The sequence below is a fragment of the Streptomyces sp. NPDC007856 genome (assembly GCF_042868225.1).
Lineage (GTDB): Bacteria > Actinomycetota > Actinomycetes > Streptomycetales > Streptomycetaceae > Streptomyces.
Genome location: NZ_JBIAEC010000007.1, coordinates 282,504 through 307,728 on the forward strand (window position 1 = coordinate 282,504; position 25,225 = coordinate 307,728).

Below are 25,225 nucleotides of genomic sequence, written 5' to 3' on the forward strand. Positions count from 1 at the left end.
TCCGTCGGCGCGACGGAGCCCGCATTGCGCGGATCCGTGCCCAGCAGGCCGTGGACGGTGACAGGCCGCGGACCGCGAAGGCGTACGCCCCTTTCACGGCGGCAGAGCTGCTCAGGCCCCCGCCGCAAGCGATCACGACGCTCGGCGTCCGAGCGCGCGGACGTCGATGACGGAGAGTCAGAACAGGGCTGTGGGAAAAATCCCGGTGGCGAAATGTCCGGTCCGGCCGATTGGCGGCGGATCCTCTCATCACACTTTCACTGTCGCCTCATACGGTGGGGTCATGACGCAGGTGACTCCCCCCGGGTGGTACCCCGACCCCGGGCAGACGAACGACGGTCCGCCCACCGAGCGCTGGTGGGACGGCAAGGCCTGGACGGACCAGACCCGCCCCGCCGGGACGGCCGCCACGTGGGGTCCCCCGACGCAGCCGCCGCCGGCCGGCGGCCCCCAGCCGGCCGCTCCCGCGGCTCCCCCCGCCTATGGCGCTCAGGCCGCGTATCCGGCGTATCCGGTCTACCCCGCCGCGCCGCCGGCCGGCCCCCGGCGGGGTGTGCGAACGGGTATAGCCGTCGTGGTGGCGACCGCGGTCCTGGCGAGCATCGCCGTCGGCGTGTGGGCCCTCACCAAGGACCCCGGCGGCGCAAGCTCCGACCACGCCGGGTCGCGGCAGGGCGCGGCGGGCGGACAGGACGGCGGACAGGGCGGGCCGGGCGGCGGCTTCGGCGGCCAGGGCGGCTCCGGGGGCACGGGGGGCTCCGGCGGTCCCGGCGGGACCTCGCCGTCGCCGGGCCAGTCCGAGGCGCCCAAGGTCAAGGGCGGCGGCACGGTGCCGGACCCGGTCAACGGCATCAGCCTGCCGGTGCCCGAGGGCTGGACCGGGCAGACGATCAGCGTCGGTGCGCAGGTGACCTCCGACGACTCCTACAAGTGCCCGGGCAACTCCACCCAGACCTGCACCTCGGGCGGCGCCTACTCGGCTCCGGCCCAGGCGCTGGGCATCAAGGGCGACACGGCCGAGAAGGTCGCCGAGGCGGACATCGCGGCCAATGCCAAGGAGTCGTACGGCGGCACCACCTACGGCAGCATCACCTCACACCAGGTGCTGGGCTCCGGGGCGGTGACGGTGGCCGGGCAGAAGGGGTACATGGTGCGCTGGAAGGCGGTCACCAGCAAGGGCGCCGACGGCTATGTGGAGTCGGTCGCCTTCCCCTCGCCCGACGACGCCAAGCAGATCGTGGTGGTGCGCTTCGGCATCGACGTCGGGCAGAAGACCTCGGTCATCGACGACATCCTCAAGGGGATCAAGGTGTCGTCCGGCGGCGGGAACGGCCAGGACGTCTGACCGACGGTGGCCGGGACATGATGCGGCCGGGTGGGGCTCCCCTCCGCTCAAGAGGAGCCCCACCCGGCCGGGGGTGCGCGCCGCCCCCGTCCCCACGGTGCGGCGCGGTCAGGTCACCGTTCAGTCATCCCGTGAACGGCGGCCTGGGTCTCAGGTCGGTTCTTGCGTCAGTCCGAGCGCGGGCAGCACGGTGGCCTCCACGAACCGGACGAGATAGTCGCTGTCGGCGTACTGACCGCTGAGCACCGGCCGGACGCGCAGGACGCCGAACATCATGGCGGGGATGTACTCCAGCGCGGGATGGTCCGCGCGCACCTCGCCCCGGGCCACGCCGCGGGCGAGCATCTCCTGCAGCGCGGCGATCTCGGGATACACCAGCGCCTCGCGCAGCGCCTGGGCCAGTTCGTGGTCCGCCGTGACCGCGTGCCCGAGCGCCTGCAGCAGTCTGGTGTCCTTGCCGGACCAGTCCCCGGCGGCCCGCGCCGCCTGGCGCAGGTCCTCGGCGAGCGATCCGGTGTCGATGCCGGTGAACCGCACCTGGCGGTTGGCACGCAGCGCGGCGGCGACGAACTGGGGCTTGGTCTTCCACTGCCGGTAGAGCGTGGACTTGCTGCACCGGGTGCTGGCGGCGACGCCCTCCATGGTGACGGACTCGTAACCGCATTCGCGGATCTGGTCCAGCACGGCGTCGAAGAACTCCCGCTCACGCTCGGCCGTGATCTTGGAGCGGCGCGAGGCGACGACCGTCTCCGGTCCCTCCGCGGCCTGCGACGTCATGCGGTGTTTCCCCTCACTCGTGTACTGCGGTCATTCCTGCACGCCCGCTGAAGCACCGCTCAAGCCGGGCTCCCGAGGCTGTCTCCAGTGTGTCGCAGATCAACCGATACGCAAGTGTACCGGTACTCAGCCGTATCGGTACACTGACGTATCGGTACGATGACGTATCGATGAGCTCCGCCCCGGGGTCGGTGCTCGCCCGCACCACCACACGCACCACCGTCAGCGAAGGGGCCGGGGGATGAATGCCCGAACCGAGCCTGCAGAGGCAGCAGCGGAGCCGCCGGACGCGACCGCGCGCCCGGCACTCATACGTGAGCTTCTGCTGGTCGCAGGGCTCTTCCTCGTCTACAAGCTGGGCCGGCAGCTGGCCACCGGGCACACCGGCAACGCCTTCCACAACGCCCACCGCGTGTGGGACCTGGAGCGGGCGCTGCACCTCCCCCACGAGAACTCCGTGCAGTCCGCACTGCTGCACGGCGACACCCTCGTCCACCTGGCGAACGCCCACTACGCCACCGTCCACTTCCCGGCGACGCTGGCCTTCCTGGTCTGGCTGTATCTGAGGCGGCCCGCCCACTACGTGTGGGCCCGCCGGGTCCTCGCGGTCGTCACCACGGCCGCGCTGGTGCTGCCGTTCACGTTCCCGCTGGCACCGCCGCGGATGCTGACCAGCACCGGACTGGTGGACACCGCCCGCCGCTACGGCCCGTCCGTGTACGGACCGCCGTCCAGCGACCATCTGTCCAACCAGTTCGCGGCGATGCCGTCGCTGCACTTCGGCTGGGCGCTGATGGTGGCGATCGGCCTGATCGTGGCCACCCGGTCCCGGTGGCGCTGGCTGTGGCTGCTGCACCCGCTGATCACCCTGCTGGTGATCGTGGGCACGGCGAACCACTACTGGCTCGACGCGATCGTCGCGACGGCCATGCTGGGCCTCGCGCTCACCGTGATCCGTCCGCCGCACCGGACGGCCGGCACGGCGGGACGCGGCGCCGGCCGGCTCGCGCCGCGCGAGCCCGTCCTGGTGGGAGCGCCCCGATGAGCGCCGCCGCCCTGATCTCCGTCGCCCTCTCCCTCGTCTCCGCGATCGCCTACGCGCTGGCCGCCGTCGCCCAGGAACGCCTCGCCTCCCGCACCACGGCGACCGGCCTGCTGCGGCTGCTCGGCACCGGCGCCTGGTGGTCGGCGGTCGGTCTGAACGCGGCGGCCGCCCTATTGCACGTCGTCGCCCTCAAGTACGGCCCGCTCACCCTCGTCCAGCCGCTGGGCGCGCTCACCCTGGTCGCGGCCGTACCGCTCGGCGCACGGGCGGCCGGGCGCCGGGTCAGCCCGGTGGAATGGCGCGGTACGGCGCTGACGCTGCTCGGGCTCGCCGCGCTGCTCGTCACCGCCTCCGGTCCGGCACCCGCGCGCGTGCTGTCGTTGACCGAGGCACTGGCCGTCGCGGGTACGACCGCCGCCGCGATCGGCATGCTGTCCCGGCCCGGCGCCCGGCCCGGCCTCCGGCACGCGACGGCGTCCGGCTTCGCCTCCGGCGTCGCCTCGGCACTGACCCAGACGGTCACCGTGGCGGCCACGGACCGCACGGGCCCGGCGCTGAGCACCGAGGTCGTCGTGGTCCCCGTGCTCGTCGCCGGGTTCGCCGTCGGCGGGCTGCTGCTGTCGCAGACCGCCTACCGCGGCGGCCTCGGCGCGCCGCTGGCCGTGGTGACCCTCGCCAACCCGGTGGCCGCCGCGGTCATCGGCCTCAGCCTGCTCGGCCAGGGTCTCCGGGGTGGCCCGGCCGGCGTCCTGCTGGCCCTCGCCGGAGCGGGCCTGGCGTCCTGGGGCGTGGTCCTGCTCACCCGGGTCACGCCGGAGCCGGTGCCCGGGGACCACGACCACCCCGTGGCCGCGGTACTGGCTCTGGAGCCGGGCAGCGCGACCACCGAACCGGCCCTGATTCCGCGGCAGCCGGACCAGCCCGGACACCTCACGGCGCTGTGACGCGCCGCGGGCGGCCGGATCACTCCGGATGGGCCACCGCCTCCTTCTGCAGGTGCACCGCCGCCAGCAGGCTCAGCCTGGGCTCCGCCTGACGCAGTGCCTTCACCGCCGCGACCGAGGCGATGTCCCCGGCGAAGCCGACAGCGGCCAGCCGGGAGCGGACCCAACGCGCGCGCACCTGGGACTCGGTGGCGGCCGCCGCGGCCTCGACCAGCGCGGCGGCGCGTGCCAGACCCGGGCGTTCCTGAGGCGATGCCTCGGCCAGCGCCTGGCGCAGGGCGACCGCGACCATGTCCGCGTCCCGGATGACCGGCACGACGTCGTGCTTCCTGTTGAATCCTGTGAGAGCTGCCATGTAGATCATCGTGACCGCCATGCCCGCCGCCTGGCACGAGACTTGAGGATTCCCAGAGGGTCGGCCCTCGTCAGCGTGCGTGCCGCCCCCCGGTTGCCGCCCGGTGTCGCGCTTGACTTCGAGAGCACTTGAACTCGTAGCGTTCCCGGCATGAGCACTGCACAGCACAAGATCGGATCGGGTTTCGGCGCCACCAGCACCGCCGACGAAGTCCTGCGGGGCATCGACCTGACCGGAAAGCTCGCCCTCGTCACCGGCGGCTACTCGGGCATCGGCCTGGAGACCACCCGCTCGCTCGTGAAGGCCGGAGCCCACGTGGTCGTGCCCGCCCGCCGCCCGGTCACCGCCGAGCAGGCGGTGGCCGACATCCCCGGCGTCGAACTGGACGAGCTGGACCTCGGCGACCTGGAGAGCGTGCGCGGTTTCGCCGAGCGGTTCCTCGCCTCGGGGCGGACCATCGACATCGTGATCGACAGCGCCGGGATCATGGCGTGCCCGGAGACCAGGGTGGGGCCCGGCTGGGAGGCCCAGTTCGCCACCAACCACCTCGGCCACTTCGCCCTCGTCAACCGTCTGTGGCCCGCGATCGCACCGGGTGGTGCCCGGGTCGTCTCCGTCTCCTCCCGCGGCCACCACTTCTCCGGGATCCGCTGGGACGACGTCCACTGGCGGCGGGGTTACGACAAGTGGGAGGCGTACGGCCAGGCCAAGACCGCCAACGTCCTGTTCGCCGTCCAGCTCGACAAGCTCGGCCGTGACGCCGGCGTCCGCGCCTTCGCCCTGCACCCCGGCGGCATCATCACCCCGCTCCAACGGCACCTGCCCAAGGAGGAGATGATCGAGCGCGGCTGGATCGACGAGGACGGCAACGTGCTCAACCCCGAGGGCTTCAAGACCCCGCAGCAGGGTGCGGCGACCCAGGTGTGGGCGGCGACCTCGCCACAGCTGGACGGGCTCGGTGGCGTCTATCTGGAGGACTGCGACATCGCCGAGCTCGCGCCGGAGGGCGAGGAGCGCGCCGGCGTCAAGGACTGGGCGATCGACGCGGAGCAGGCGGCTCGGCTCTGGGAGCTGTCGGCGCAGCTGACGGGCGTCGACGCGTTCTCGGCCTAGGCGTACGGCCGCCCTTGGGCGAGCGGCGCCCTGAGCGAACGGCGCCGTGGGCAAGCCGCGTCGCAAGCAAGCCGCGTCGTGCGCGAGCCGCGTCGTGCGCGAACGGCGCCCTGAGCGCGCGCTGTCCCGGGCGAACGGCGCCGTGCGCAAGCCACCTCCCGAGCGAACGCTGTCCCGGGCGAACGGCGCCGTGCGCAAGCGCCGTCCTGGGCGAGCGGCGTCGTATGCCACGAGTGCCGCTCAGTGCCGCACGGCGGCTCGGTCACGACATACAGCGGCGGCCGGTGCCACGCGTTCCGCGTGCACCGGCCGCCGTCGGCCTGCTCCCCCGTCGGGGACTGTTCAGTTCCAGCCCCGCGAGTCCTGCTTGAGCGCGGTGTCGACGGTCAGGGCCGTCGCCACCACGAGGCTCAGCAGCGGCTCGGGCAGCTGGTAGTGGATCTGCAGGACGTAGTTGTCCGCGGTCGTGAAGAGCGTCTTGGCGAGGCCCTCCCAGGTCTTGGTGATCCGGGCGACCTCGTTGTCCGCGTGGTCGACGATCGCGAAGTTCCACGCCCGCCAGTTCTCCGCCTTGATCGCGCCGACCTGCCGGCCGTTCGCGTTCATCGCGAAGTTGATCTTCCCGATCATGTTCTGCTGGACGATCTCGCCGACCTGCGACCCGTCCGGACGCGACACGATCACGCGGGACTTGAAGAACTTCGCGGGCCGGGTCAGCAGCAACTGCGGCTGGCCGTAGGCGTCGCGGATCTCCAGCTTGTGGGTCATGAACTGGTCGAGGCTGGAGACGAAGCGCAGGATCTTCTTCAGCACGCCCTGCCCGACCTCGGTGACCGAGCCGATGTCCCGGCCGTTCTGATCCATGACCTTGTACTCGTTGGTCACCTCGATCAGCTTGGCCTTCTGGTTCACCACCAGGACGGGCTCGGTGAAGAGGGTGCCGCCGCCGGGGCCGCCGGCCGCGACCCCGGCCTGCTGCTGCACCTGACGCTGCACCTTGGCGTCGACGCCCTGCGCCTGCGGGGCGCCGTACTGCTGGGGACCGGCCTGCTGCTGCGGAACCTGACCGGCGGGCTGCCCCGCCGGGTTGGTGTGCTGGGTCCACTGCGCGCCGTCCCAGTAGCGGAGCGTCTGGGGCGCTCCGTGCGGATCCGGGTACCAGCCTGCCGGAGTGTTCGATTGCGTGGTCACCGGGGCACACTACCCCGATGTGACCGGTACCTGACCAGTCCGCACGGAGCGGTCTTCATCGCCCGTTCACTCCGAGGCGATCGCCGGGTCGCTGACGCCGGGGTGGCCGTTCTCGACGTGGCCGGCGAAGCCGCGCAGGAAGGCCGGGTCGGCGTCACAGGTCACCGTCACGTCGTACCAGCGCTTGCTCGCCGTGAGGTCCACGATGTGCCTGACGGTCGCGCCGGGCCGTACGGTCACCGTCGCCGGGGCGCCGCCGTAACCGCTCACGACCTTCAGCTTCACCGTGCCGGAGCCCTTGTTGGTGAAGGTGAGTTCCAGGTCGTCGCCCTTGTGCCGCGCGGTCGCCTCCGGTCCCGCGGCCTTGCCCTTGCCCTTGAAGACGCGCAGGAAGCCGTTGGGGCCGTGCACGGCGAGGTCGTGCAGACCGCCGGAGTAGGCCGAGTTCCAGGTGTCGGTCAGGGACTTGCCGGCCGTGGTGGTGTAGGTCCAGGGGCCGTCGGTGCGGTTGCCGGAGGTCACCAGGAAGGCGGCGCCCGCGTGCGCCCCCGAGGCGAACGTGAGGGTGAGGGTGCCGGCCGCGGTGTCCGCGGAACCGTCCACCACCGGGGCGTACTTCAGCGGGCGGGTGGGCCGGCTGCCGCGCTCCTGCTTGGGCAGGGCGGGGTGGGCGGGCGGCTTCGGCACGTAGTCGGGGTGCCGGTTGTGGTCCGGCGGCTCGTACGCGGCCGTGGACGGCAGCGCGACCGGCTTGGTGTCCTTGCGGGAGAAGTCGAAGGCGGCCGTCAGGTCGCCGACGACGGCGCGGCGCCACGGGGAGATGTTCGGCTCCTGCACGCCGAAGCGGCGTTCGATGAACCGGATGATCGAGGTGTGGTCGAAGGTCTCGGAGCAGACGTAGCCGCCCTTGCTCCACGGAGAGACGACCAGCATCGGGACGCGCTGGCCCAGCCCGTAGGGGCCGGCGACATGGCTCGCGTCGCCCTTGTACAGGTCGGGGGTGGCGTCCACGGTCGACTTGCCCTGGGCGCCGGAGGCCGGCGGGTACGGCGGGATGACGTGGTCGAAGAAGCCGTCGTTCTCGTCGTAGGTGATGAACAGCGCGGTCCTGCCCCAGACTTCGGGGTTGGAGGTGAGCGCGTCCAGGACCTGGGAGACGTACCAGGCGCCGTAGTTGGCGGGCCAGTTGGGGTGCTCGGTGAAGGCCTCAGGGGCGACGATCCAGGAGACCTGTGGCAGCTTGCCGGCCTTGACGTCGGCCTTCAGCTGGTCGAAGAAGCCCTCGCCCTTGCGTGCGTCGGTGCCGGTGCGGGCCTTGTCGTACAGCGGGTCGCCGGGCTTGGCGTCGCGGTACTGGTTGAAGTAGAGCAGGGCGTTGTCGCCGTAGTTGCCGCGGTAGGCGTCGTCGATCCAGCCCCAGCCGCCGTTCGCGTCGAGGCCGTCGCCGACGTCCTGGTAGATCTTCCAGGAGACCCCGGCCTTCTCCAGGCGCTCGGGGTACGTCGTCCAGCCGTAACCCTTCTCGTCGTTGCCGAGGACCGGGCCGCCGCCCTGGCCGTCGTTGCCGACGTAACCGCTCCACATGTAGTAGCGGTTCGGGTCGGTCGAGCCCATGAACGAGCAGTGGTAGGCGTCACAGATGGTGAAGGCGTCCGCGAGGGCGTAGTGGAACGGTATGTCCTCGCGGGTCAGGTGCGCCATGGTCGTGGTGCCCTTGGCCGGCACCCACTTGTCGTACTTGCCCCCGTTGAAGGCGGCGTGGGTGTCCTGCCAGCCGTGCGGCAGGTCCTGGATGAACGCGAGGCCCAGGTCGTCGGCGTCCGGGTGGAAGGGCAGGATGTCCTTGGTGCCGTCCGACTGCTTCCAGACCGAGCGGCCGTTCTGCGTGACGGAGCGGGGGTCACCGAAGCCGCGGACGCCTCGGAGCGTGCCGAAGTAGTGGTCGAAGGATCGGTTCTCCTGCATGAGGACGACGATGTGCTCGACGTCCCGTACCGTTCCGGTGCGATGGTTCGCGGGCAGCGCGGCGGCACGCTGGATGCTGCTGGACAGTGCGGTGAACGCCGTGGTGGCGCCCGCGAGTTGGAGGAATCGGCGCCGATTGACTTCGGGCATGGGTCTGCGGGTCCTCTCGTCCTGACGTACGTGATCCGCCCAAATGACGGAATCTGCGCGCAGCGAGTGTTCCAAGAGCGACAAACGTCAGGGAAGGGTCTGGTGGCGCCCATGTGAAACTCGGTGGTCCGTGTGGTGCGGCAATCGTTCGCACGCGGGCTTCCGTCAGACGGAAGTCGGCGTTGCGCCGTGTGCGGCACGTCCCGACGATGTGGCCACCACCCACAGACGGGAGTCGCAGCCATGCCGCACATGACCGCTTTCGCACGGAATCAGTGGTACGTCGCCGCATACAGCGAGGAGGTCCGACGCGAGTTGCTCGGCCGGACGATCCTCGGGGAACCGCTCGTCCTCTACCGTGCCGAGGAGGACGGCGGCCCGGTCGCCCTGCACGACCGGTGTGTCCACCGCCGCTACCCGCTCTCCTCCAGCGGCCTGGACGGCGACCGGATCGTCTGCGGCTACCACGGTTTCACCTACGACCGCACCGGCGCCTGCGTCTACGTACCGGGCCAGAAACGCATCCCGCGCACCGCGCGCGTCGCCTCCTACCCGGTGGTGGAGCAGGACTCGCTGGTCTGGGTGTGGATCGGCGACCCGGCGCTCGCCGACCCGCGGACGATCCCGCGGGCCCGGCACCTGGACTCCCCCGGCTGGACCACCGTGCGCGGCATGGAGCCGATCGACGCCGACTACGGCCTGCTCGTCGACAACCTCCTCGACCTGTCGCACGAGACGTATCTGCACGGCGGATACATCGGCACCCCCGAGGTCGCCGAGACGCCCATCACCACCGAGGTGGACGAGGGCGCGGGCGTGGTCCGGGTCAGCCGGCACATGGACGACGCCGAGTGCCCGTCGTTCTACGCCCGTTCGACCGGCATCGAGGGCCGGATCACCCGCTGGCAGGACATCGAGTACCACGCACCCTGTCTGTATCTGCTGCACAGCCGGATCGCGCCGGTGGGCGTCGTGCCGGAGCCGGACGGCGGCGACCCGCACGGCTTCCACACCGAGATCACCTACGCCATCACGCCCTCGGCGGACGGCAAGGTGTACGACTTCTGGGCGGTGTCCCGGGACTGGGCGACCGAGGACGCCGAGGTCACCGAGTTCCTGCGGGCCAACAACCACACCGTGGTGATGCAGGACGTGGACGCGCTCAATCTGCTGCAGCGCACCCTCGGCACCGAACGCACCGGCTACCAGGAGCTGAGCATCAACATCGACACCGGCGGCCTGGCCGCGCGCCGTATCCTGGCCCGCCTGGTCGAGGAGGGCGACAAGCCCGTCGAGGAGGTCCGGTGAGCCCCGGTACCGGCGAGGTCTACCGCATCGACTGGCTGCCGGGCACGGACCTGCTGCACGGCACCTGCCACTGCGGTGCGGAGCACACCGCCGATGACCCGGTGCTGATGTGGGAGTGGATGCTGGCGCATCCCGAAGGACACGACAGCGAAGAGGCCGTACGGTGACCGAACTCGAACTCGTCGTGGCCGCGAGGGAGTTCGCCGCCCAGGGAGTCCTGGCCCTGACGCTGCGCGATCCGCTCGGCCGTGAGCTGCCCGACTGGGAGCCCGGCGCCCATGTGGACCTGCTGCTCGGGCCGGGGCTGGAGCGGCAGTACTCGCTGTGCGGGGATCCGGCGGACCGGTCGGCGTGGCGGATCGCGGTGCTGCGCGAACCGGCCGGGCGGGGAGGGTCGGCCCATGTGCACGAGCAGGTGGGCGAGGGCGGAAAGATCCGGGTGCGCGGGCCGCGCAACCACTTCCGGCAGGAGCCCGCGCCCCGCTACCGGTTCATCGCGGGCGGCATCGGCATCACCCCGATCCTGCCGATGCTCGCCGCAGCCGAACAGGCGGGCGCCGACTGGACGTTGCTCTACGGCGGACGCACCCGCTCGTCCATGGCGTTCACCCCGGAGCTCGCCCGCTACGGCGACCGGGTCACCCTAGCCCCGCAGGACGAGACCGGCCTGCTGGACCTGGGCCCGGTGCTCGACGACCTGCCCGAGGGCACCCTGGTGTACTGCTGCGGTCCGGGGCCCCTGCTGGACGCCGTCGAGGAGCGCTGCCCGGCCGGAGTGCTGCGTGTGGAGCGCTTCCAGCCGAAGGAGCAACAGCCGGGCATGGACGGGGCGTTCGAGGTCGTGCTCGCCCGCAGCGGCCGGACCGTCACCGTCCCGCCGGAGGTGTCCGTACTGGACGCGGTACGCGCCGCCGGGGTTCAGGTGCTCTACTCCTGCACGGAAGGGACGTGCGGCACCTGCGAGACCGATGTGCTGGAGGGCGCCCCGGATCACCGGGACTCGGTCCTCACCGAGGAGGAGCGGTCGGCGGGAGACACGATGATGATCTGTGTGTCCCGGTGCCGGGGCGCCCGTCTGGTGCTGGATCTGTGAGGGTGGTCCTGGATTCAGGACGTCAGGTAGGCCTCCACCTCACTGAACTGCCCGGCCGGCCAGCCCGTGTTGGCGCTGACGGTGAGGCGGAGGTACCGCAGGTTCGTGCTGCTCGGCAGGGCGACGGTGGCCGTGTTGCCGGTGGCCGGGTCGAAGCGGTAGCCCTGGGAGCCCACGACGGTCGCGTAGGTCGCGCCGTCGGTGCTGCCGAGCACGGTGATGGTCTGGGTGCGGGCGCTCCAGGCCGCAGACGGCGGCAGCTTCAGCACCAGGCGGCGTACGGCGTAGGACGAGCCGAGGTCGACCGTCCAGGACTGCGGGAAGGCGTTGTTGGTGGACTCCCAGTAGGAGTTCGCGTCACCGTCGACCGCCTTGCCGGGCGTGTAGACGTCCTGGGAGCCGGTCGCGGTGGCCGGCCTGCCCTTGGCGAGGTTGCGGTTCGGGTCGGGGTCGGGGTTGCCCTGGCCGGGCTGGGGCCAGGTGGAGCAGTCCGACCAGGTGCTGGACCAGCCGGAGTTGCCGCCGCCGTCGGTGAGGGTGAAGGAGCCGGAGTTCGCCGGGTAGGGGCAGTTGTAGATGCCGGCGGCCCCGACCTGGGTGGCGGTGACGTTCCTGAAGGTGGCCGCGCCCTGTGCCTCGGCCTGGACGACGACCGTTCCGGTGTTCTTGACCGTCGCTCCGGTGACGTCGACGTTCTTCACCGGGTAGCCCTGTCCGCCGCCGGAGACGAACTCGAAGGCGCTGTACGGGCTGTCGGCGATCGTCGTGTCGGTGATGTTCACGGTCGCGTTGATCGCGCTGTCGTAGGAGTCGACCCGCAGCGCGCCCATCGGGTGGTTCCAGTTGGGGTTCATCGCTCCGGTGCGCACGAGTGTGTTGCCGTCGACCGTGATGGTGCCCGACAGCGGGGAGAAGGGGTCCATGAACTTCTGGTTGGAGATCGCGATACCGCTGCCGAGGGCGTTGGTGTCGGAGACCAGGTTGTTCTTCACGGAGATGTCGGTACCGCCGTAGATGGCGATGCCGTTGGCGAGGTTGGGCTGCGTGATCGTGTTGTTCTCGAAGCTGGAGTTCGTGTCCGGCGAGTACAGCGACCACATGGCGAGGGCGTCGTCGCCCTGGTTGCGCAGGAAGTTGTTGCGGACGACGACGCCCCTGGCGGTGCCGTTGAGGTTGATGCCGTCGGCGGTGGTGTCGAGGAAGCGGTTGTTCTCCACGACCAGGTTGTCGTTGCTGCCGGTCAGCCACATGCCGCACTTCAGGTGCTGGATCCACATGCCGGAGACGGAGGAGTTCGGGCCGAGGGAGCCGTTGACGAAGTTGTCGGGACTGGAGTCGACGCGCTCGGTGACCTCCCCGATGACCGCGAAGTCCTTGATGTGGACGTTCCCGGAGGAGCTGGACTGGTCGATGAACCGGGAGGTGTGCACCACCGAGTACCAGCTGCCGGCGCCCTGGAGTGTCACGTTCTGCACGCCGTTGAGGGACGAGGTGATCTTGTAGTCACCCGGTGGGATCCAGACCGTTCCGCCCTGGGCGGCGGCGATGGCATCCCGGAAGGCCTGGGTGGAGTCACCGTTGCCGCTGGGGTCGGCGCCCTTGGAGACGACGGACACGGAGCCGGCGGGCTGGGTGGCGGGCGCCGCGACCTGCTCGAAGTCGGCGACGTCGACCGTGACCTGGGTGCCGGTCGACTCGAAGGTGACCTTGTCGCCCGCCTGGATGTTCCGGCCGAGCATCAGGCGCGCGTCGTCGAAGAAGTGATGCTGCTTGGCGCCGGGGATCCAGCCGGTGTCGATGTAGGAGTACTTGGAGGTGACGGTCAGGGTGCTCGCGAGCTTGACCCCGTTGACGTAGACGTCGAGCGTGCCGGTCTGGCCGTCGGGGACGCTGTAGGAGACGTTGACGGCGTTGGCGGCCTGGGGCGCCGTGAACTCGACGCGCTGTCCGGAGGTGAGGCGCACGGCCTGCCGTCCGGAGGCCTCGGAGGCGAGCGTGCCCTGGGTGTAGTCCGGGCCGATCCTGGTGCCGGAGGTGGTCGCCGACTCCGCCTCCACCGAAGTGAAGGGGAGGGCCGCGCCGGCGGCGGCGTGGGCGGCGGGCGCGACGGCGACGAGCATTCCGGCGGCGAGAACCACAGCCACCCCAACGGCTGGCATGCTCCTGACAGTTATCTGCATGTGCTGATCCCTTCGAGGTGGGGGTGCGGGGATAGCGCGGTGCGTCGGCGGCTCAGCTCCGCAGCCAGGCCGCCGTGTCCTGGGGCAGCCGGCCGGCGTCGTCCAGCGGGCCGCTGCTCAGCAGGAGTCGGGAGTGCGCGGGGAGGTCGGCGGGTGTGGGCGCGAAGTTGACCACGCACATCGCCCCCTCGGCACGGATGAAGGCCAGTACCCCGTCGGGGGCGGGCAGCCAGGTCAGGGGGCCGTCGCCGAAGACCGGGCGGGTGGCGACGGCCTGGCGGTAGAGGGAGAGCATGGAGCCGGGGTCCCGCTGTTGACGGTCGACGGCGTACGACGGCCAGTCGGCCGGCTGGGGCAGCCAGGGCTCCTGCTGCGCACCGAATCCCGCGTGCGGCATACCGGCGACCCACGGCAGCGGCACCCGGCAGCCGTCCCGGCCCGGGTCGGCTCCCCGCGAGCGAAAGTACATCGGGTCCTGTATGCGGTCGACGGGGATCTCGGCCTCCGGCAGCCCGAGTTCCTCCCCCTGGTAGAGGTACACCGCGCCCGGCAGGGCCAGCGACAGCAGGGCGGCGGCCCGCGCCCGCCGGGTCCCGAGCGCCAGGTCGGACGGGGTGCCGAAGGCCTTGGAGGCGAAGTCGAACCCGGTGTCCTCGCGGCCGTAGCGGGTGACCGTGCGGGTGACGTCGTGGTTGCACAGCACCCAGGTGGCCGGGGCACCGACGGGGGCGTGCTCGGCGAGGGTGGTGTCGATCGAGGCGCGCAGCCGGCCGGGGTCCCAGGGGCAGGAGAGAAAGGAGAAGTTGAAGGCGGTGTGGAGTTCGTCGGGGCGCAGATAGCGGGCGAAGCGCTCGGCGTCGGGCAGCCAGACCTCGCCGACGAAGACGCCGTCGTACTCGTCCGCGACGCGCCGCCAGGACCGGTAGACGTCGTGGAGTTCGTCGCGGTCGACGAAGGGGTGCGGCTCGGGGTGCCAGGCGAGGTCGGGCAGGGCCGGGTCCTTGGCGAGCAGGGCGGCGGAGTCGACGCGGACACCGGCGACGCCCCGCTCGAACCAGAACCGCAGGATGTCCTCGTGCTCCTGGCGGACGGCCGGGTGGGCCCAGTTGAGGTCCGGCTGCTCGGGCGTGAACAGGTGCAGATACCAGTCGCCGTCGGGCAGCCGCGTCCACACCGGTTCGGTGGAGCCGACGAACTGCGACGGCCAGTCGTTCGGCGGGAGTTCGCCGTTCGGTCCGAGCCCTTGCCGGAAGTGGAAGAGCTCGCGCTCCGGGCTGCCGGGTCCGGCGGCGAGCGCGGCCCGGAACCAGGGGTGCTGGTCGGAGACGTGGTTGGGCACGATGTCGACGATGGTCCGGATGCCCAGCTCCCGGGCCTCCGCGATGAGTTTCTCCGCCTCGGCGAGGGTGCCGAAGGCCGGGTCGATGGTCCGGTAGTCGGCGACGTCGTAGCCACCGTCCTTCAGGGGTGACAGGTACCAGGGGGTGAACCACAGTGCGTGCACGCCGAGTTCGGCGAGATACGGCAGCTTGGCGCGGACGCCCGCGAGGTCGCCGGTGCCGTCGCCGTCGCCGTCCGCGAAGCTGCGGACGTAGACCTGGTAGATGACGGCCGAGCGCCACCAGTCGCGGTCCGTTCGGGCATGGGTGGGCTGTCCCACGGAGCTTCCCTTTCTATACGTGGCGGCGGCGTCAGCCCTTGGTGCTGCCCGCGCTGATCCCGGCGATGATGTGCCGCTGGAAGACGAGGAACAGCGCCACCATCGGGATGCTGGCGATCACCATGGCGGCGATGAGCACGGTGAGCTGGATGTTCTGCGACAGCTGGACCAGGGCCACGCTGATCGGCTGCCTGTCGGTGTCGGAGAAGACCATCAGCGGCCACAGGAAGTCCTGCCAGACGGCGACCAGCGCGAAGATCGACACCACGCCGAGCACCGGCCGGGACATGGGCAGCACCACCGACCACAGGATGCGCGTCTTGCCGGCGCCGTCGATCTCGGCGGCCTCCAGCACATCGCGGGGCAACTGGTCGAAGAACCGTTTGAGCAGATAGAGGTTGAAGGCGTTCGCGACGGCCGGGAGCCAGATGGCGAGGGGGTCGTTGAGCAGGCTGGTGTGGATCAGCGGCAGGTCGGCGACCGTGAGGTACTTCGGTACGACGAGGGCCTGCGCCGGGACCATGAGGGTGGCCAGGATGCCGCCGAGGATCACCTTGCCGAAGGCCGGTTTCAGCTTGGACAGGGCGTAGGCGGCGGCCGTGCAGAACACCAGCTGGAACGCCCAGGCGCCGGCCGCCTGCACCACCGTGTTCCACAGGTGCCGCGGCAGCTGCATCAGGTCCCAGGCGTCGGTGTAGCCGCCGAGGTGCCAGTGCTCGGGGATCAGCGTCGGCGGTGTGCGGGCCACCTCGTCCGGCGACTTCAGCGCGCCGGTCACCATCCAGTAGACCGGGAAGAGGAACGCCAACGCGAAGAGGACGACGACGGCCGTGAACACGGTCCAGTAGACGGCCTTGCCGCGCGGGCGGGCGAGGGTGGCCGGGGAGATCAGGGTGCGGGTGCTCATACGCTGTCCCCCTCGGTGCGGGTGAGCCGCAGATAGCCGGCGGAGAAGGCGCCGAGCAGCACCAGGAGCATGACGCTGAGGGCGCAGGCGCCGCCGAAGTCGTTGTAGAGGAAGGCGTACTTGTAGATGAGGTAGAGAACGGTCACCGTGGCGTTCTCCGGTCCGCCGCCGGTGATGACGAACGGCTCGGTGAACACCTGCATGGTGGCGATGATCTGCAGGAGCATCAGCATCAGGATCACGAACCTGGTCTGCGGGACGGTGACGTGCCGGACGCGCTGGAGCAGGTTCGCGCCGTCCAGTTCGGCGGCCTCGTACAGCTCGCCCGGGATGGACTGCAGGGCGGCGAGGTAGATGAGGACGGTGCCGCCCATGTTGGCCCACGTCGCCACGATCACCAGGGAGACGAGCGCGGTGTCGGTGCCGTTGGACCAGTTGGACGCCGGCAGGTGGAGGAAGCGCAGCGCCTCGTTGGCGAGGCCGGCTCCGGGGTCGTAGAACCACTTCCACAGCAGGGCGCTGACCACCGGCGGGATCATCACCGGCAGATAGACCACGACCCGGAAGAAGGCCTTGGCGTGCCGCAGCTCGTTGAGGACGAGGGCGAGGAGGAAGGGGATCGCGAAGCCGATCAGCAAGGCGAGCAGGGTGAAGTACAGGGTGTTGCGCCATGCCGCGCCGAATTCGGGGTCGTGCAGCACTCGGGTGAAGTTGGCGGTGCCGACCCACTCGGGCTTCGAGCCGGGCGTGTACTTCTGGAACGCGATGACGACCGCGCGGATCGCCGGGTACCAGGAGAACAGGGCGAAGCAGACGAGGCCGCCGAGGAGGAAGGCGTAGGCGCGGGCCTGGTCGAGGAGGCGGCGCCGCCTCCGGCCCCCTACCGGGGGCGGCGCCGGGACCGGGTGGACGGCGGCCCGGGTCGCGGGCCGCCGGTCGGCTGTCTTCGTCATGGCGGTCAGCTCCGGGCCAGGATGCCGTCGATCTTTCCGGAGGCGTCCTTGAGGAGCTGGTCGATGTCGGCGTCCTTCTCGGTGAGGACGGCGGAGACGGTCGAGTCGAGGACGGAGTAGATCTGCTGCGCGTCCGGCGGCTCGATCTTCATCTGCAGCTGCTGGTTGCCGTCGAGGAAGGACTGGTAGTTCTCCACCGGGACGTTGGCGTTGGCCTTCTTGGCCTGCTGGTCCTTGGCGTCGGCGGCGCCGGTGAACAGGCGCGGCTCGGGCAGGCCGACGGGGGCGTTGTTCTTCCTGGCGCGGGCGTAGTCACCGAGGAAGCCCGTTCCCGGGGTGAGGAACATGTGGTCCAGCCACTTCAGGCCGGCCCGGATCTGGGCGGGCGTGTCGCTCTTGTCGAACATGTAGCCGTCGCCGCCGATGAGCGTGCCCTTGCCGCCCGGCATCGGGCCGATGGCGATGTCGTCGTAGTTCGCGCCCTTCTCCTTGACCAGGATCGGGATGTTGTCGGGGGCGGCGAGATACATGCCGAGCTTGCCCGAACCCATCATCTGCTGCACGTCGTTGATGACGAGGAGCTGCTTGCTGCCCATCGAGTTGTCGGTCCACCGCATGTCGTGCAGGTTCCGCAGGACTGCGTGGCCCTCGGGGGTGTCGATGGTGGCCTTCTTGCCGTCGCTGGCGACGACGTCCCCTCCCTGGGAGTACAGCTCGGCGGTGAAGTGCCAGCCGCCCTGGTTCTGCGCGCTGTAGTCGGCGTATCCGACGGTGCCGTTGCCGAGGTCGGCGATCTTCCTGGCGTCGGCGCGGACCTCGTCCCAGGTCGTCGGCGGCTTGTCGGGGTCGAGGCCGGCCTTCTGGAACAGCTTGCGGTTGTAGATCAGCCCCATGCTGTATCCGGTGCGCGGGATGCCGTAGACCTTTCCGTCGACGGTGTAGATGTCCCGCAGCTGCTTCTGGATGGTGCCGTAGGACTTCAGGTCCTTCAGGTACGGCGTGAGATCGGCCGCCTGGTGGATGTCCACGACATGCCGGGCGTCGGTGAAATACGTGTAGAAAACGTCTTCCATCTGACCGCCGGCGAGCTTCGCGTCGAAGGTCTTCGGGTCCTGGCAGGGGAAGGCGTCGTGCGCGACGACGTCGATGTCCGGGTTCTGCTTGGCGAAGGAGGCGAGTTCCTCCTCGAAGAACCTCCGGTCGACCTTGGCGCTCTTGGGCGGCTCGCAGTTGACAGTGATGCGCGTCTTGCCGCCGGCCGAGTCGTCGCCGCCGGAGCCGCAGGCGGTGGCGGCAAGGGCGAGCGAGGAACAGACGCCGATCGCGACGAAGGTACGACGGAACCCGGTGCTTCTCATCGGTGGACCCCCTGATGGCACTCATGGCAGGACCGGTGGGCGCCGCACACTCAAGCACCGCCGACATCGTGACGCAAGATGTCGCGCAGAATCTGAAATTGTTCGACAAGCAGTCGGATCTTCTCGATCTCAGCCGCGCGGAGCCTGCCCGGTGGACCCCCGCACCACCAGCTCGGGTTCGAACAGCAGCTCGTCGGCGGGTACGGCGGTGCCGCCGATCTGCGCGTTCAGCAGCTCGACGGCCGCGCGGCCCATGGCCTCGATGGGCTGGCGGACGGTGGTGAGCGGGGGCTCGGTGCAGTTCATGAAGGCCGAGTCGTCGTAGCCGACGACGGAGATACGGCCGGGGACGTCGTGTCCCTTGCGGCGGGCGGCCCGGATCGCGCCGAGGGCGAGCGGGTCGCTGGCGCAGATGATACCGGTGACACCGCGGTCGATCAGCCGGGACGCGGCGGCGTGACCGCCCTCGATGGAGAAGATCGCCCGGGCGACGAACTCCTCCGGCAGGTCGCCGGCGATCGCCCGCGCGGCGGCCAGCTTGCGGGCCGAGGGCACATGGTCGCCGGGGCCGAGGACCAGTCCGACGCGCTCGTGACCGAGGGAGGCGAGGTGCCGCCAGGCCTGCTCGACGGCGACCGCGTCGTCGCAGGACACGCCCGGGAAGCCGAGGTGTTCGATGGCCGCGTTGACCAGCACGACGGGGATGTTGCGCTCGGCGAGCAGCCGGTAGTGGTCGTGCGGGGCGTCCGCCTGCGCGTACAGGCCGCCGGCGAACACGACGCCGGAGACCTGCTGCTGCAGCAGCAGTTCGACGTAGTCCGCCTCCGAGACCCCGCCCTTGGTCTGTGTGCACAGCACCGGGGTGAGTCCGAGCTGGGCGAGCGCGCCGCCGATGACCTCGGCGAACGCCGGGAAGATGGGGTTCTGCAGCTCCGGCAGCACCAGGCCGACGAGCCGGGCGCGTTCGCCGCGCAGCTGGGTGGGGCGCTCGTAACCGAGCACGTCGAGTGCCGTCAGCACCGCCTGCCGGGTGGCGTCGGAGACCCCGGGTTTGCCGTTGAGCACCCGGCTGACGGTCGCTTCGCTGACGCCGACCTTCTTCGCCACTTCCGCAAGTCGTCGTGTCATGTACGCAAGCCTAGCGCAAGTCATGCAAGCGATTTGCGTAAGGGCGGAAGCAGAGCGCCTTTCAGAGCGCTCCTTGCCGGGCGACGGATTCTTCCGACCCGGCGCCGCCGGCGACCTGAACGCCGGCGGTGCCGGGTCAGCTCTCGGTGGCCGGTACGACAGTCAGATGGGCCGCCGTGCCTCGGAGGCGGCGCGGGCGGCGTACGGGCGCCGCGGGCCGACGGTTCTCCCGCACGACCATCGAAAGGCGCCGGTAGCCGAGACCGCGCAGGATCTCCGGCGTCTCCTCGACAAGGCGGCACTCGGCGCGGCCGCGCCGCGGATCGGGGTGGACCAGCAGGCGGACGGCCCCGTCGAGCCGGGTCGCGCTCTCGCCGACGGCACGGATCCAGTGCGGCAGGCCCTGCCGGTAGGCGGCCTCCATCAGCGGGTCCTGGGCGATGTCCCGGCGGATCGCCTGGAGTTCCTGGTCGTGACCGTACGTCTCCAGGGCGGTCCTGAGGTGGGCCAGCATCGGCAGGCACCAGCCCTGCTCGTGCTCGCCGAGGACCTCTCCCGCGTCCGGATGGAACAGGACGAACCGCAGGAAGTTGTCACCGGGCATGGCCGTCGCGTGCGGGCGCACCCCCCGGAAAAGTGTCTCGAACGCGCCGTTGGCCATGACCACGTCCCAGCGGTGGTCGACGACCAGGGACGGGCAGCCGAGGGACTCCAGCAGTGCGGCGTAGTCCTGGAGATACGCCTGGGTCTCGCAGGTCTCGGGGACGGGCCGCGGTGCCGGCCGCTGCCCTCCTGCCTGATGTGCCATCGGGAGGTCACCCCTCTTGCCTCTGCGGCCTTCACGCGGCCCTGCGATCCTGCGGCCCGCGACAAGACCGTGTCAACTATCGTGGCATTCCGCGCGCATTGACGGCTGAAATTCGCCACAGTTGTGGCGACACCTGGATGTGAGTTCGAGGCACCCGATACTCTCCGGGAAGTTCACGGCGATCGCTCGTGAGAATCACGGACTCAGAAGCACGGACACATCTGAAGCCCTCGAGAGACGTAGGAGTTCTGTCGGTGACGGATGGCTACGAGGATCCGGGCGCCACGGCGACCGCCCAGCTGCCGGCCGTCGTCGCCCGCGTCACCGCGCTCGCCGACCGGCTCGGCGTGCCGCATGCCGAGGTCTTCGACGTCGGGCGGCTCTCCGTGGCCTGCGGGGTGCCGGAGCCGGTGGTCAAGGCCCTGCTCGCCGGCCGGCCCGCCGGAGAACCGGATGTCCAGGCACGCTTTCTGCAGCGCCTGGGCCTGCTGCGGCGCACCCGGCTGAAACCCAACGGCCGCAAGTACACCCAGCAGGAGATCGCCGACGGCGCGGGCATGTCACGGCAGCAGGCCGGCGCCCTCATCAACGGCGACCGGCGGCCGACCATGGAGCACTGCGACGCGCTGCAGCGTTTCTTCCGGGTGCACGCCGGTTTCCTGACCGCGGAGGACCCCGAGGCGCTGGCGGGCGCCCTGCAGCGCACCGAGCAGGAGCTGCTGACGAAGCTCGCCGACCGGGAACGGGCCGCCGCCGGGGCCGAGGAGGATCCGCTGGAGCGGCTGCTGCAGGACCACGGGGTGCGCGGAATAGCCTGGCGGGCCGCGCAGTTGCCCACCGACCAGCACCGGGACAAGGTCGCGGAGTGGCTCGACATGCTCCTGGAGAGCGTCAAACGGCCCGAGTCGTGAGCCGGGGGAGGACTGTGGGCATCGGCAGGGACATGCGCCGGCTGTGCGGCGAGCTGGTGGGCGGGCTCGCGCTGCCCGCGCCGGCGCCACCGCGGGAGCTGTACGGCGCGCTGTGCGAGGCGATGAGCCGCCGCCGGGGTCGCCCGGTGCACTTCCGCGCGGCCGCCTTCCCGCCGGGCACGGCGAGCGGGCTGTGGCTGGACCTGACCGACCGCGACCTCGTCGTCGTGGAGGAACGCACCGCGCCCGACCACCAGTTGGTGATTCTCGGCCACGAGCTGTGGCACATGCATGCCGACCACCGCGGACACCACGTCGATGGCGTCGGGGTCGCCACGCGGCTGCTGCACGACGACACCGACCAGGAGGCGCTCCAGGCCACGGTGCAGCGGATCGCGGCCCGGACCCGTTTCGACCGCGCCGAGGAGCGGGACGCGGAGGCCTTCGGTCTGCTGCTGGCCAGCAAGTGCCGTACCTGGCTGGCCGGTTCGGCCCTGCGGGGCCCGGTGCAGCGGGACGACGTGGCCGGGCGCATCGAGGCGTCCCTGGGCTATCCGGGGTCACAGGGCTGATCCGGCCGTACGGCGCAGGGTCGGGCCGCGGACGACACGCCGCTCACCCCTGCAGGCCGTACCGAAAGGATTCGGCCTCGGCTGAGCGGGCGAACCGGGACGGGACCGAACGGCGTTGTCAGTGGTGGGCGGCAAGCTGGAGAGGTGCGCCGCAGGGCGCGCGACCGTGACGCCTATTCGGGGAGAGCCGATCGATGCCCACCGCCGTACTGACCGACCGCGAGCGCACCGCCGTACAGGCCTATCTGCGGCTGCTGCATACCGTGCGCGCCGCCTTCGACGGGCCACCGGACGCCGGCCGGCCCGCCGTGGTGCCGCCCGCCGTGCTGGCCGAGGCGGAACAGGCCCTGGCGCGCGCGGGCCTCGCGGGCAACGAGGAGCAGTTCTTCCGGCTGCTGCGCGACTGGTGCCCGCCGGCCTGACCGAGCCCGGTGCTCCGAGCCGCTGCCGGGGATTCAGGGATGCGGGACGACCACGGCGGTGGTGACCACTTGGTCGCGTACGGCCCACCTGCCGTCGAAGACCTGGAGCCGGCGGTCGCCGACCCGGGGCCCGGGGACGAGGAGTTCGGCACGCAGGGTGCCGTGCGGCTCGTCGCCTGGGCTCGGGTCGAGGGTGATGTCGGCCTCGGAGAAGTCCAGCCAGGTGCGGGTCAGCGGGAACCACGCCTTGTAGACGGACTCCTTGGCGCTGAACAGGATCCGGTCCCAGTGCACACCGGGTCGCCGCGCGGCGAGGCGGTCCAGCCGCTCGGCCTCGGCGGGCAGGAGGATGGAGGCGCCGACGCCGTCCGGGAGCGGCCCGTGCGGTTCGGCGTCGATGCCGAGGGAGGCCAGGTCGCCGGCCCGGGCCAGTGCGGCGGCGCAGTAGCCGTCGCAGTGGGTCATGCTGCCGATCAGGCCGTCCGGCCAGCGCGGGGCACCCCGCTCGCCGCTGAGGACGGGCTGGGCGGGCACGCCGAGTTTCTCCATGGCGCGCCGGGCGCAGCCGCGCACGGCGGCGAACTCGCGGCGGCGCTTGGCCACGGCACGCTCGACGAGCGCTGCCTCCCCGGGGTAGAACGGGGCGTCCCACACCGCGTCGTCACGGTGTGCCTCCACGGCCACGACCGACTCCGGGAGCAGCTCCTCGATCACCGGCTTCGACCTCCATCGGCAGGATGCGGCGCAGCTGTCCCGGCGGCTCCGAGCGCTTGCGCCATTCTCGGGGATAGCCTACGGAGACCTCCTCGAAGCGGACTCCGTCGTGCCAGGTGGTGCGGGGGATGTGCAGATGGCCGTAGACCATGGTCGCGACGTGGAACCGGCGGTACCAGTCGGCGGTCAGCAGGGTGCCGCACCACATGGCGAACTCGGGGTACCGCAGCACCTCGGTGGGATGCCGGTGCAGCGGATAGTGGTTGACCGGTACGACCGGCAGGTCCGCGGGCAGCTCGGCGAGCCTGCGCTCGGTCTCGGCGACCCGTGCCCGGCACCAGGCGTCACGGGTCGGATAGGGATCGGGGTGCAGCAGGTACTCGTCGTTGCAGACGATGCCGGTGCTCTGCGCGTAGGCCAGACCTTCGGCCTTGGTGGCGCAGCCGGGCGGCAGGAACGAGTAGTCGTACAGCAGGAACAGCGGGGCGACGACGACCGGGCCGCCGGGGCCGCGCCACACCGGATAGGGGTCCTCGGGGGTGACGACGCCCAGCTCGCGGCACAGCGCGACCAGGTGCTCGTAGCGGGCGACGCCGCGCAGGGTGACCGGATCCTTCGGGTGCGTCCACAGCTCGTGGTTGCCGGGGGCCCACAGCACCTTGCGGAAACGGCCCGCGAGCTTCTGAAGGGTCCAGCGGATGTCGGCCACCGTCTCGGCGATGTCACCGGCCACGATCAGCCAGTCCTCGTCGCCGGCGGGCCGCATCTCCTCGACCAGGGCGCGGTTCTCCGGATAGGTGATGTGCAGGTCGCTGATGGCCAGCAGCTGCCCGGCCCCGGCCGCAGACTCCACCCTGCACCCCTTCCGATCTTCCTCCGCCGGGGACCACGAGAACACATTCCCGGACACCCCGACAAGGGGCCCCGGCGACCGTGTCGCGGGGCGCGGCGGCGGGTCGGCGCCGCCCTGGGGGACTCCGGCGAGCCTACTGGACGAGTCCCGGAAATCCGTAACATCCGCGTTGCACGCGCGGGCTCTCGAAAGCCGTATGATCGCCCCGACACCATCACCCCAATCTCCCTTTTCTCAGGGGTCCTTTGGCGTCCCTTCCTCCCTCCTGCCCGGGCACGGGCCGCCGAGCCCTGCCCGAAAACCGTGAAAGGCGGCCTGCATGCTCTCTCGCGTACGCGTCTGGCTCAACCGCACGTACGCGGAGAACGTCTTCTTCATGGATCAGCTGCGCAGAAATCCCAGCGATCGCGCGGTGGAGATCCATGCCACGCACGGGGACCCCGACTCCCCCGTCCTGGCCGCCGCCGACACCGCCGACCTGGAGCCGGAGGGCCTGTCCCCGGCCGGTTACGTGGAGTACGCGCTCGACCAGTGCGCCCGACGCGGCATCGACGTGTTCGTGCCCCGGCTGCACCAGGCGGCGATCGTGCGGCACCGCGCGGAGTTCGCCGCGGCCGGTACGGCGCTGCTGGCGCCGACACCCGAGGCGGTGGCCGTCTTCGAGGACAAGGCGACCGCGTACGAGGCGGTCCGCTCGGTGGGCGTCCCGGTGCCGCCGTGGTGGCGGGTGCGTACGGCCGACGAACTCCTCGTGGCCGTGGAGGAGTTGGAGGCGGCCGGGCACAAGCCCTGCTTCAAGCCGGCCGCGGGTGCCGGCGGGGTCGGTTTCCGGGTGATCACCCGCGCCCCGTTCTCGCTCGGCCACCTCGAAGGGTTCCCGAGCCCGTACGTCCAGCTGGACCTCGTCGTCGAGGCGCTGCGGCGGTCCGGGGAACCGGTGGACTGGCTGGTGATGCCGCGCCTGGAGCAGCCCGAGGTGTCGGTCGACTGCCTGACCGGGCCCGACAACCGGCTGCGGCTCGCGGTGGGCCGCACCAAGAACGGCCGCCGCAGGGGTTTCACGCTGGACGAGCGGTGGCTGGAGCCGGCCCGGCTGATCGCGGAGGGCTTCGGGCTGCACCACCTGTCCAACATCCAGTTCCGTATGTTCGGCGACCGGCCCGTGCTGCTGGATGTCAACACGAGGCCCTCCGGGGGCCTGCACCAGGTGTCGCTGTGCGGGGTGAACGTGCCCTGGGCCGCCGTGCAGTTGGCTCTGGGTGAGGATCCCGGGGTGATCGAGCCGCCGTTCCTGGGGCAGGACTACACGGTGGTGGCGGGGCCGCGGTCGCTTCTGCCCGTGCCTGCGGCGCTTCCGCAGCAGAGGGAGGCGGAGACGCCCCTTCCGACGTTGCCTGTGCAGGCGGGTTCGGCGGTGGAGGCCCTGCCGATTTAGGCGGTATGCCGACTGCGGGTACATCGTGGCTTGTCGCG

24 protein-coding genes are annotated in these 25,225 nt (G+C 70.9%); 11 read left to right on the top strand and 13 right to left on the bottom strand.

Features of this window, described 5'->3' with window-relative positions; all coding sequences use genetic code 11:
• Nucleotides 1-283 precede the first annotated feature (283 nt).
• A complete protein-coding gene (locus ACFYOH_RS19335) occupies nt 284-1,345 on the top strand; it encodes a DUF2510 domain-containing protein (protein WP_388627005.1) in 1,062 nt (353 codons plus the stop codon).
• 150 nt (nt 1,346-1,495) lie between these two features.
• Here ACFYOH_RS19335 and ACFYOH_RS19340 read toward each other — a convergent pair whose 3' ends face one another.
• Entirely contained in the window at nt 1,496-2,122 is a 627-nt protein-coding gene (locus ACFYOH_RS19340) for a TetR/AcrR family transcriptional regulator C-terminal ligand-binding domain-containing protein (RefSeq protein ID WP_388627006.1), read from the bottom strand.
• A gap of 241 nt (nt 2,123-2,363) precedes the next feature.
• Here ACFYOH_RS19340 and ACFYOH_RS19345 point away from each other — a divergent pair, with 241 nt between their 5' ends.
• Together ACFYOH_RS19345 and ACFYOH_RS19350 are read left to right on the top strand one after the other, a co-directional pair.
• The gene (locus ACFYOH_RS19345) at nt 2,364-3,167 is read left to right on the top strand and encodes a phosphatase PAP2 family protein (RefSeq protein WP_388627007.1); all 804 of its coding nucleotides are present in this window, start codon (nt 2,364-2,366) and stop codon (nt 3,165-3,167) included.
• On the top strand, nt 3,164-4,111 hold the full coding sequence (locus ACFYOH_RS19350; protein ID WP_388627009.1) for a hypothetical protein: 948 nt from the start codon (nt 3,164-3,166) through the stop codon (nt 4,109-4,111). Before ACFYOH_RS19345 ends, ACFYOH_RS19350 begins: the two co-directional genes overlap by 4 nt.
• A gap of 19 nt (nt 4,112-4,130) precedes the next feature.
• Here ACFYOH_RS19350 and ACFYOH_RS19355 read toward each other — a convergent pair whose 3' ends face one another.
• Nucleotides 4,131-4,466: a hypothetical protein gene (locus ACFYOH_RS19355; RefSeq protein ID WP_388627011.1), complete on the bottom strand. Its 336-nt coding sequence runs from the start codon at nt 4,464-4,466 to the stop codon at nt 4,131-4,133.
• Between the two features lie 150 nt (nt 4,467-4,616).
• Between ACFYOH_RS19355 and ACFYOH_RS19360 the strand changes: the two genes are divergently transcribed.
• Complete coding sequence (locus ACFYOH_RS19360) at nt 4,617-5,579, top strand: SDR family NAD(P)-dependent oxidoreductase (RefSeq protein ID WP_388627013.1); 963 nt, start codon at nt 4,617-4,619, stop codon at nt 5,577-5,579.
• A 342-nt stretch (nt 5,580-5,921) separates the two neighbouring features.
• Here the strand turns inward: ACFYOH_RS19360 and ACFYOH_RS19365 are convergent, their stop codons facing one another.
• Together ACFYOH_RS19365 and ACFYOH_RS19370 are read right to left on the bottom strand one after the other, a co-directional pair.
• Nucleotides 5,922-6,770 carry a phospholipid scramblase-related protein gene (locus tag ACFYOH_RS19365; protein WP_388627015.1) on the bottom strand — a complete coding sequence of 283 codons (849 nt, stop codon included), beginning with the start codon at nt 6,768-6,770 and terminating at the stop codon, nt 5,922-5,924.
• A 66-nt stretch (nt 6,771-6,836) separates the two neighbouring features.
• Nucleotides 6,837-8,885, bottom strand: a complete 2,049-nt coding sequence (locus ACFYOH_RS19370) for a phosphocholine-specific phospholipase C (RefSeq protein ID WP_388627017.1) — start codon at nt 8,883-8,885, stop codon at nt 6,837-6,839.
• Between the two features lie 243 nt (nt 8,886-9,128).
• On the opposite strand from ACFYOH_RS19370, the gene ACFYOH_RS19375 reads away from it, so the two are divergent.
• Genes ACFYOH_RS19375 through ACFYOH_RS19385 form a run of 3 tightly spaced genes read left to right on the top strand, consistent with a single transcriptional unit; the run spans nt 9,129 to nt 11,286 of the window.
• Nucleotides 9,129-10,193 carry a Rieske 2Fe-2S domain-containing protein gene (locus ACFYOH_RS19375; RefSeq protein WP_388627018.1) on the top strand — a complete coding sequence of 355 codons (1,065 nt, stop codon included), beginning with the start codon at nt 9,129-9,131 and terminating at the stop codon, nt 10,191-10,193.
• Nucleotides 10,190-10,360, top strand: coding sequence for a hypothetical protein (locus ACFYOH_RS19380; RefSeq protein WP_388627020.1), 171 nt, complete (start codon nt 10,190-10,192; stop codon nt 10,358-10,360). The genes ACFYOH_RS19375 and ACFYOH_RS19380 overlap by 4 nt, the downstream gene beginning before the upstream one ends.
• Nucleotides 10,357-11,286 carry a PDR/VanB family oxidoreductase gene (locus tag ACFYOH_RS19385; protein ID WP_388627021.1) on the top strand — a complete coding sequence of 310 codons (930 nt, stop codon included), beginning with the start codon at nt 10,357-10,359 and terminating at the stop codon, nt 11,284-11,286. Before ACFYOH_RS19380 ends, ACFYOH_RS19385 begins: the two co-directional genes overlap by 4 nt.
• A gap of 14 nt (nt 11,287-11,300) precedes the next feature.
• Here ACFYOH_RS19385 and ACFYOH_RS19390 read toward each other — a convergent pair whose 3' ends face one another.
• The 7 genes from ACFYOH_RS19390 to ACFYOH_RS19420 form a co-directional block, all read right to left on the bottom strand.
• Nucleotides 11,301-13,445, bottom strand: coding sequence for a discoidin domain-containing protein (locus ACFYOH_RS19390; protein WP_388627022.1), 2,145 nt, complete (start codon nt 13,443-13,445; stop codon nt 11,301-11,303).
• 73 nt (nt 13,446-13,518) lie between these two features.
• Nucleotides 13,519-15,126, bottom strand: a complete 1,608-nt coding sequence (locus tag ACFYOH_RS19395) for a glycoside hydrolase family 13 protein (RefSeq protein WP_388627023.1) — start codon at nt 15,124-15,126, stop codon at nt 13,519-13,521.
• A gap of 31 nt (nt 15,127-15,157) precedes the next feature.
• Nucleotides 15,158-16,033, bottom strand: coding sequence for a carbohydrate ABC transporter permease (locus ACFYOH_RS19400; protein WP_388627025.1), 876 nt, complete (start codon nt 16,031-16,033; stop codon nt 15,158-15,160).
• A complete protein-coding gene (locus ACFYOH_RS19405; RefSeq protein ID WP_388627027.1) occupies nt 16,030-16,986 on the bottom strand; it encodes a carbohydrate ABC transporter permease in 957 nt (318 codons plus the stop codon). Before ACFYOH_RS19405 ends, ACFYOH_RS19400 begins: the two co-directional genes overlap by 4 nt.
• Before the next feature lie 5 nt (nt 16,987-16,991).
• Nucleotides 16,992-18,344: an ABC transporter substrate-binding protein gene (locus ACFYOH_RS19410; RefSeq protein ID WP_388627028.1), complete on the bottom strand. Its 1,353-nt coding sequence runs from the start codon at nt 18,342-18,344 to the stop codon at nt 16,992-16,994.
• Nucleotides 18,345-18,473: 129 nt separating this feature from the next.
• Nucleotides 18,474-19,472: a LacI family DNA-binding transcriptional regulator gene (locus tag ACFYOH_RS19415; protein WP_388627030.1), complete on the bottom strand. Its 999-nt coding sequence runs from the start codon at nt 19,470-19,472 to the stop codon at nt 18,474-18,476.
• A 136-nt stretch (nt 19,473-19,608) separates the two neighbouring features.
• The gene (locus tag ACFYOH_RS19420) at nt 19,609-20,280 is read right to left on the bottom strand and encodes a hypothetical protein (protein ID WP_388627032.1); all 672 of its coding nucleotides are present in this window, start codon (nt 20,278-20,280) and stop codon (nt 19,609-19,611) included.
• 254 nt (nt 20,281-20,534) lie between these two features.
• Here ACFYOH_RS19420 and ACFYOH_RS19425 point away from each other — a divergent pair, with 254 nt between their 5' ends.
• The 3 genes from ACFYOH_RS19425 to ACFYOH_RS19435 all read left to right on the top strand — a co-directional run bounded on the left by ACFYOH_RS19425 (nt 20,535) and on the right by ACFYOH_RS19435 (nt 22,185).
• Nucleotides 20,535-21,191 (top strand): helix-turn-helix domain-containing protein, encoded by a 657-nt coding sequence (locus ACFYOH_RS19425; protein WP_388627033.1) that lies wholly within the window; start codon nt 20,535-20,537, stop codon nt 21,189-21,191.
• A gap of 14 nt (nt 21,192-21,205) precedes the next feature.
• A complete protein-coding gene (locus ACFYOH_RS19430; RefSeq protein WP_388627035.1) occupies nt 21,206-21,763 on the top strand; it encodes a toxin-antitoxin system, toxin component in 558 nt (185 codons plus the stop codon).
• A 194-nt stretch (nt 21,764-21,957) separates the two neighbouring features.
• Complete coding sequence (locus ACFYOH_RS19435; protein ID WP_388627037.1) at nt 21,958-22,185, top strand: hypothetical protein; 228 nt, start codon at nt 21,958-21,960, stop codon at nt 22,183-22,185.
• Between the two features lie 33 nt (nt 22,186-22,218).
• Here ACFYOH_RS19435 and ACFYOH_RS19440 read toward each other — a convergent pair whose 3' ends face one another.
• Nucleotides 22,219-22,899: a 4'-phosphopantetheinyl transferase gene (locus ACFYOH_RS19440; protein WP_388627039.1), complete on the bottom strand. Its 681-nt coding sequence runs from the start codon at nt 22,897-22,899 to the stop codon at nt 22,219-22,221.
• Nucleotides 22,847-23,752: a metallophosphoesterase family protein gene (locus tag ACFYOH_RS19445; RefSeq protein ID WP_388627040.1), complete on the bottom strand. Its 906-nt coding sequence runs from the start codon at nt 23,750-23,752 to the stop codon at nt 22,847-22,849. The genes ACFYOH_RS19440 and ACFYOH_RS19445 overlap by 53 nt, the downstream gene beginning before the upstream one ends.
• A gap of 319 nt (nt 23,753-24,071) precedes the next feature.
• On the opposite strand from ACFYOH_RS19445, the gene ACFYOH_RS19450 reads away from it, so the two are divergent.
• A complete protein-coding gene (locus tag ACFYOH_RS19450; protein ID WP_388627042.1) occupies nt 24,072-25,187 on the top strand; it encodes an ATP-grasp domain-containing protein in 1,116 nt (371 codons plus the stop codon).
• The last annotated feature ends 38 nt before the right edge of the window (nt 25,188-25,225 follow it).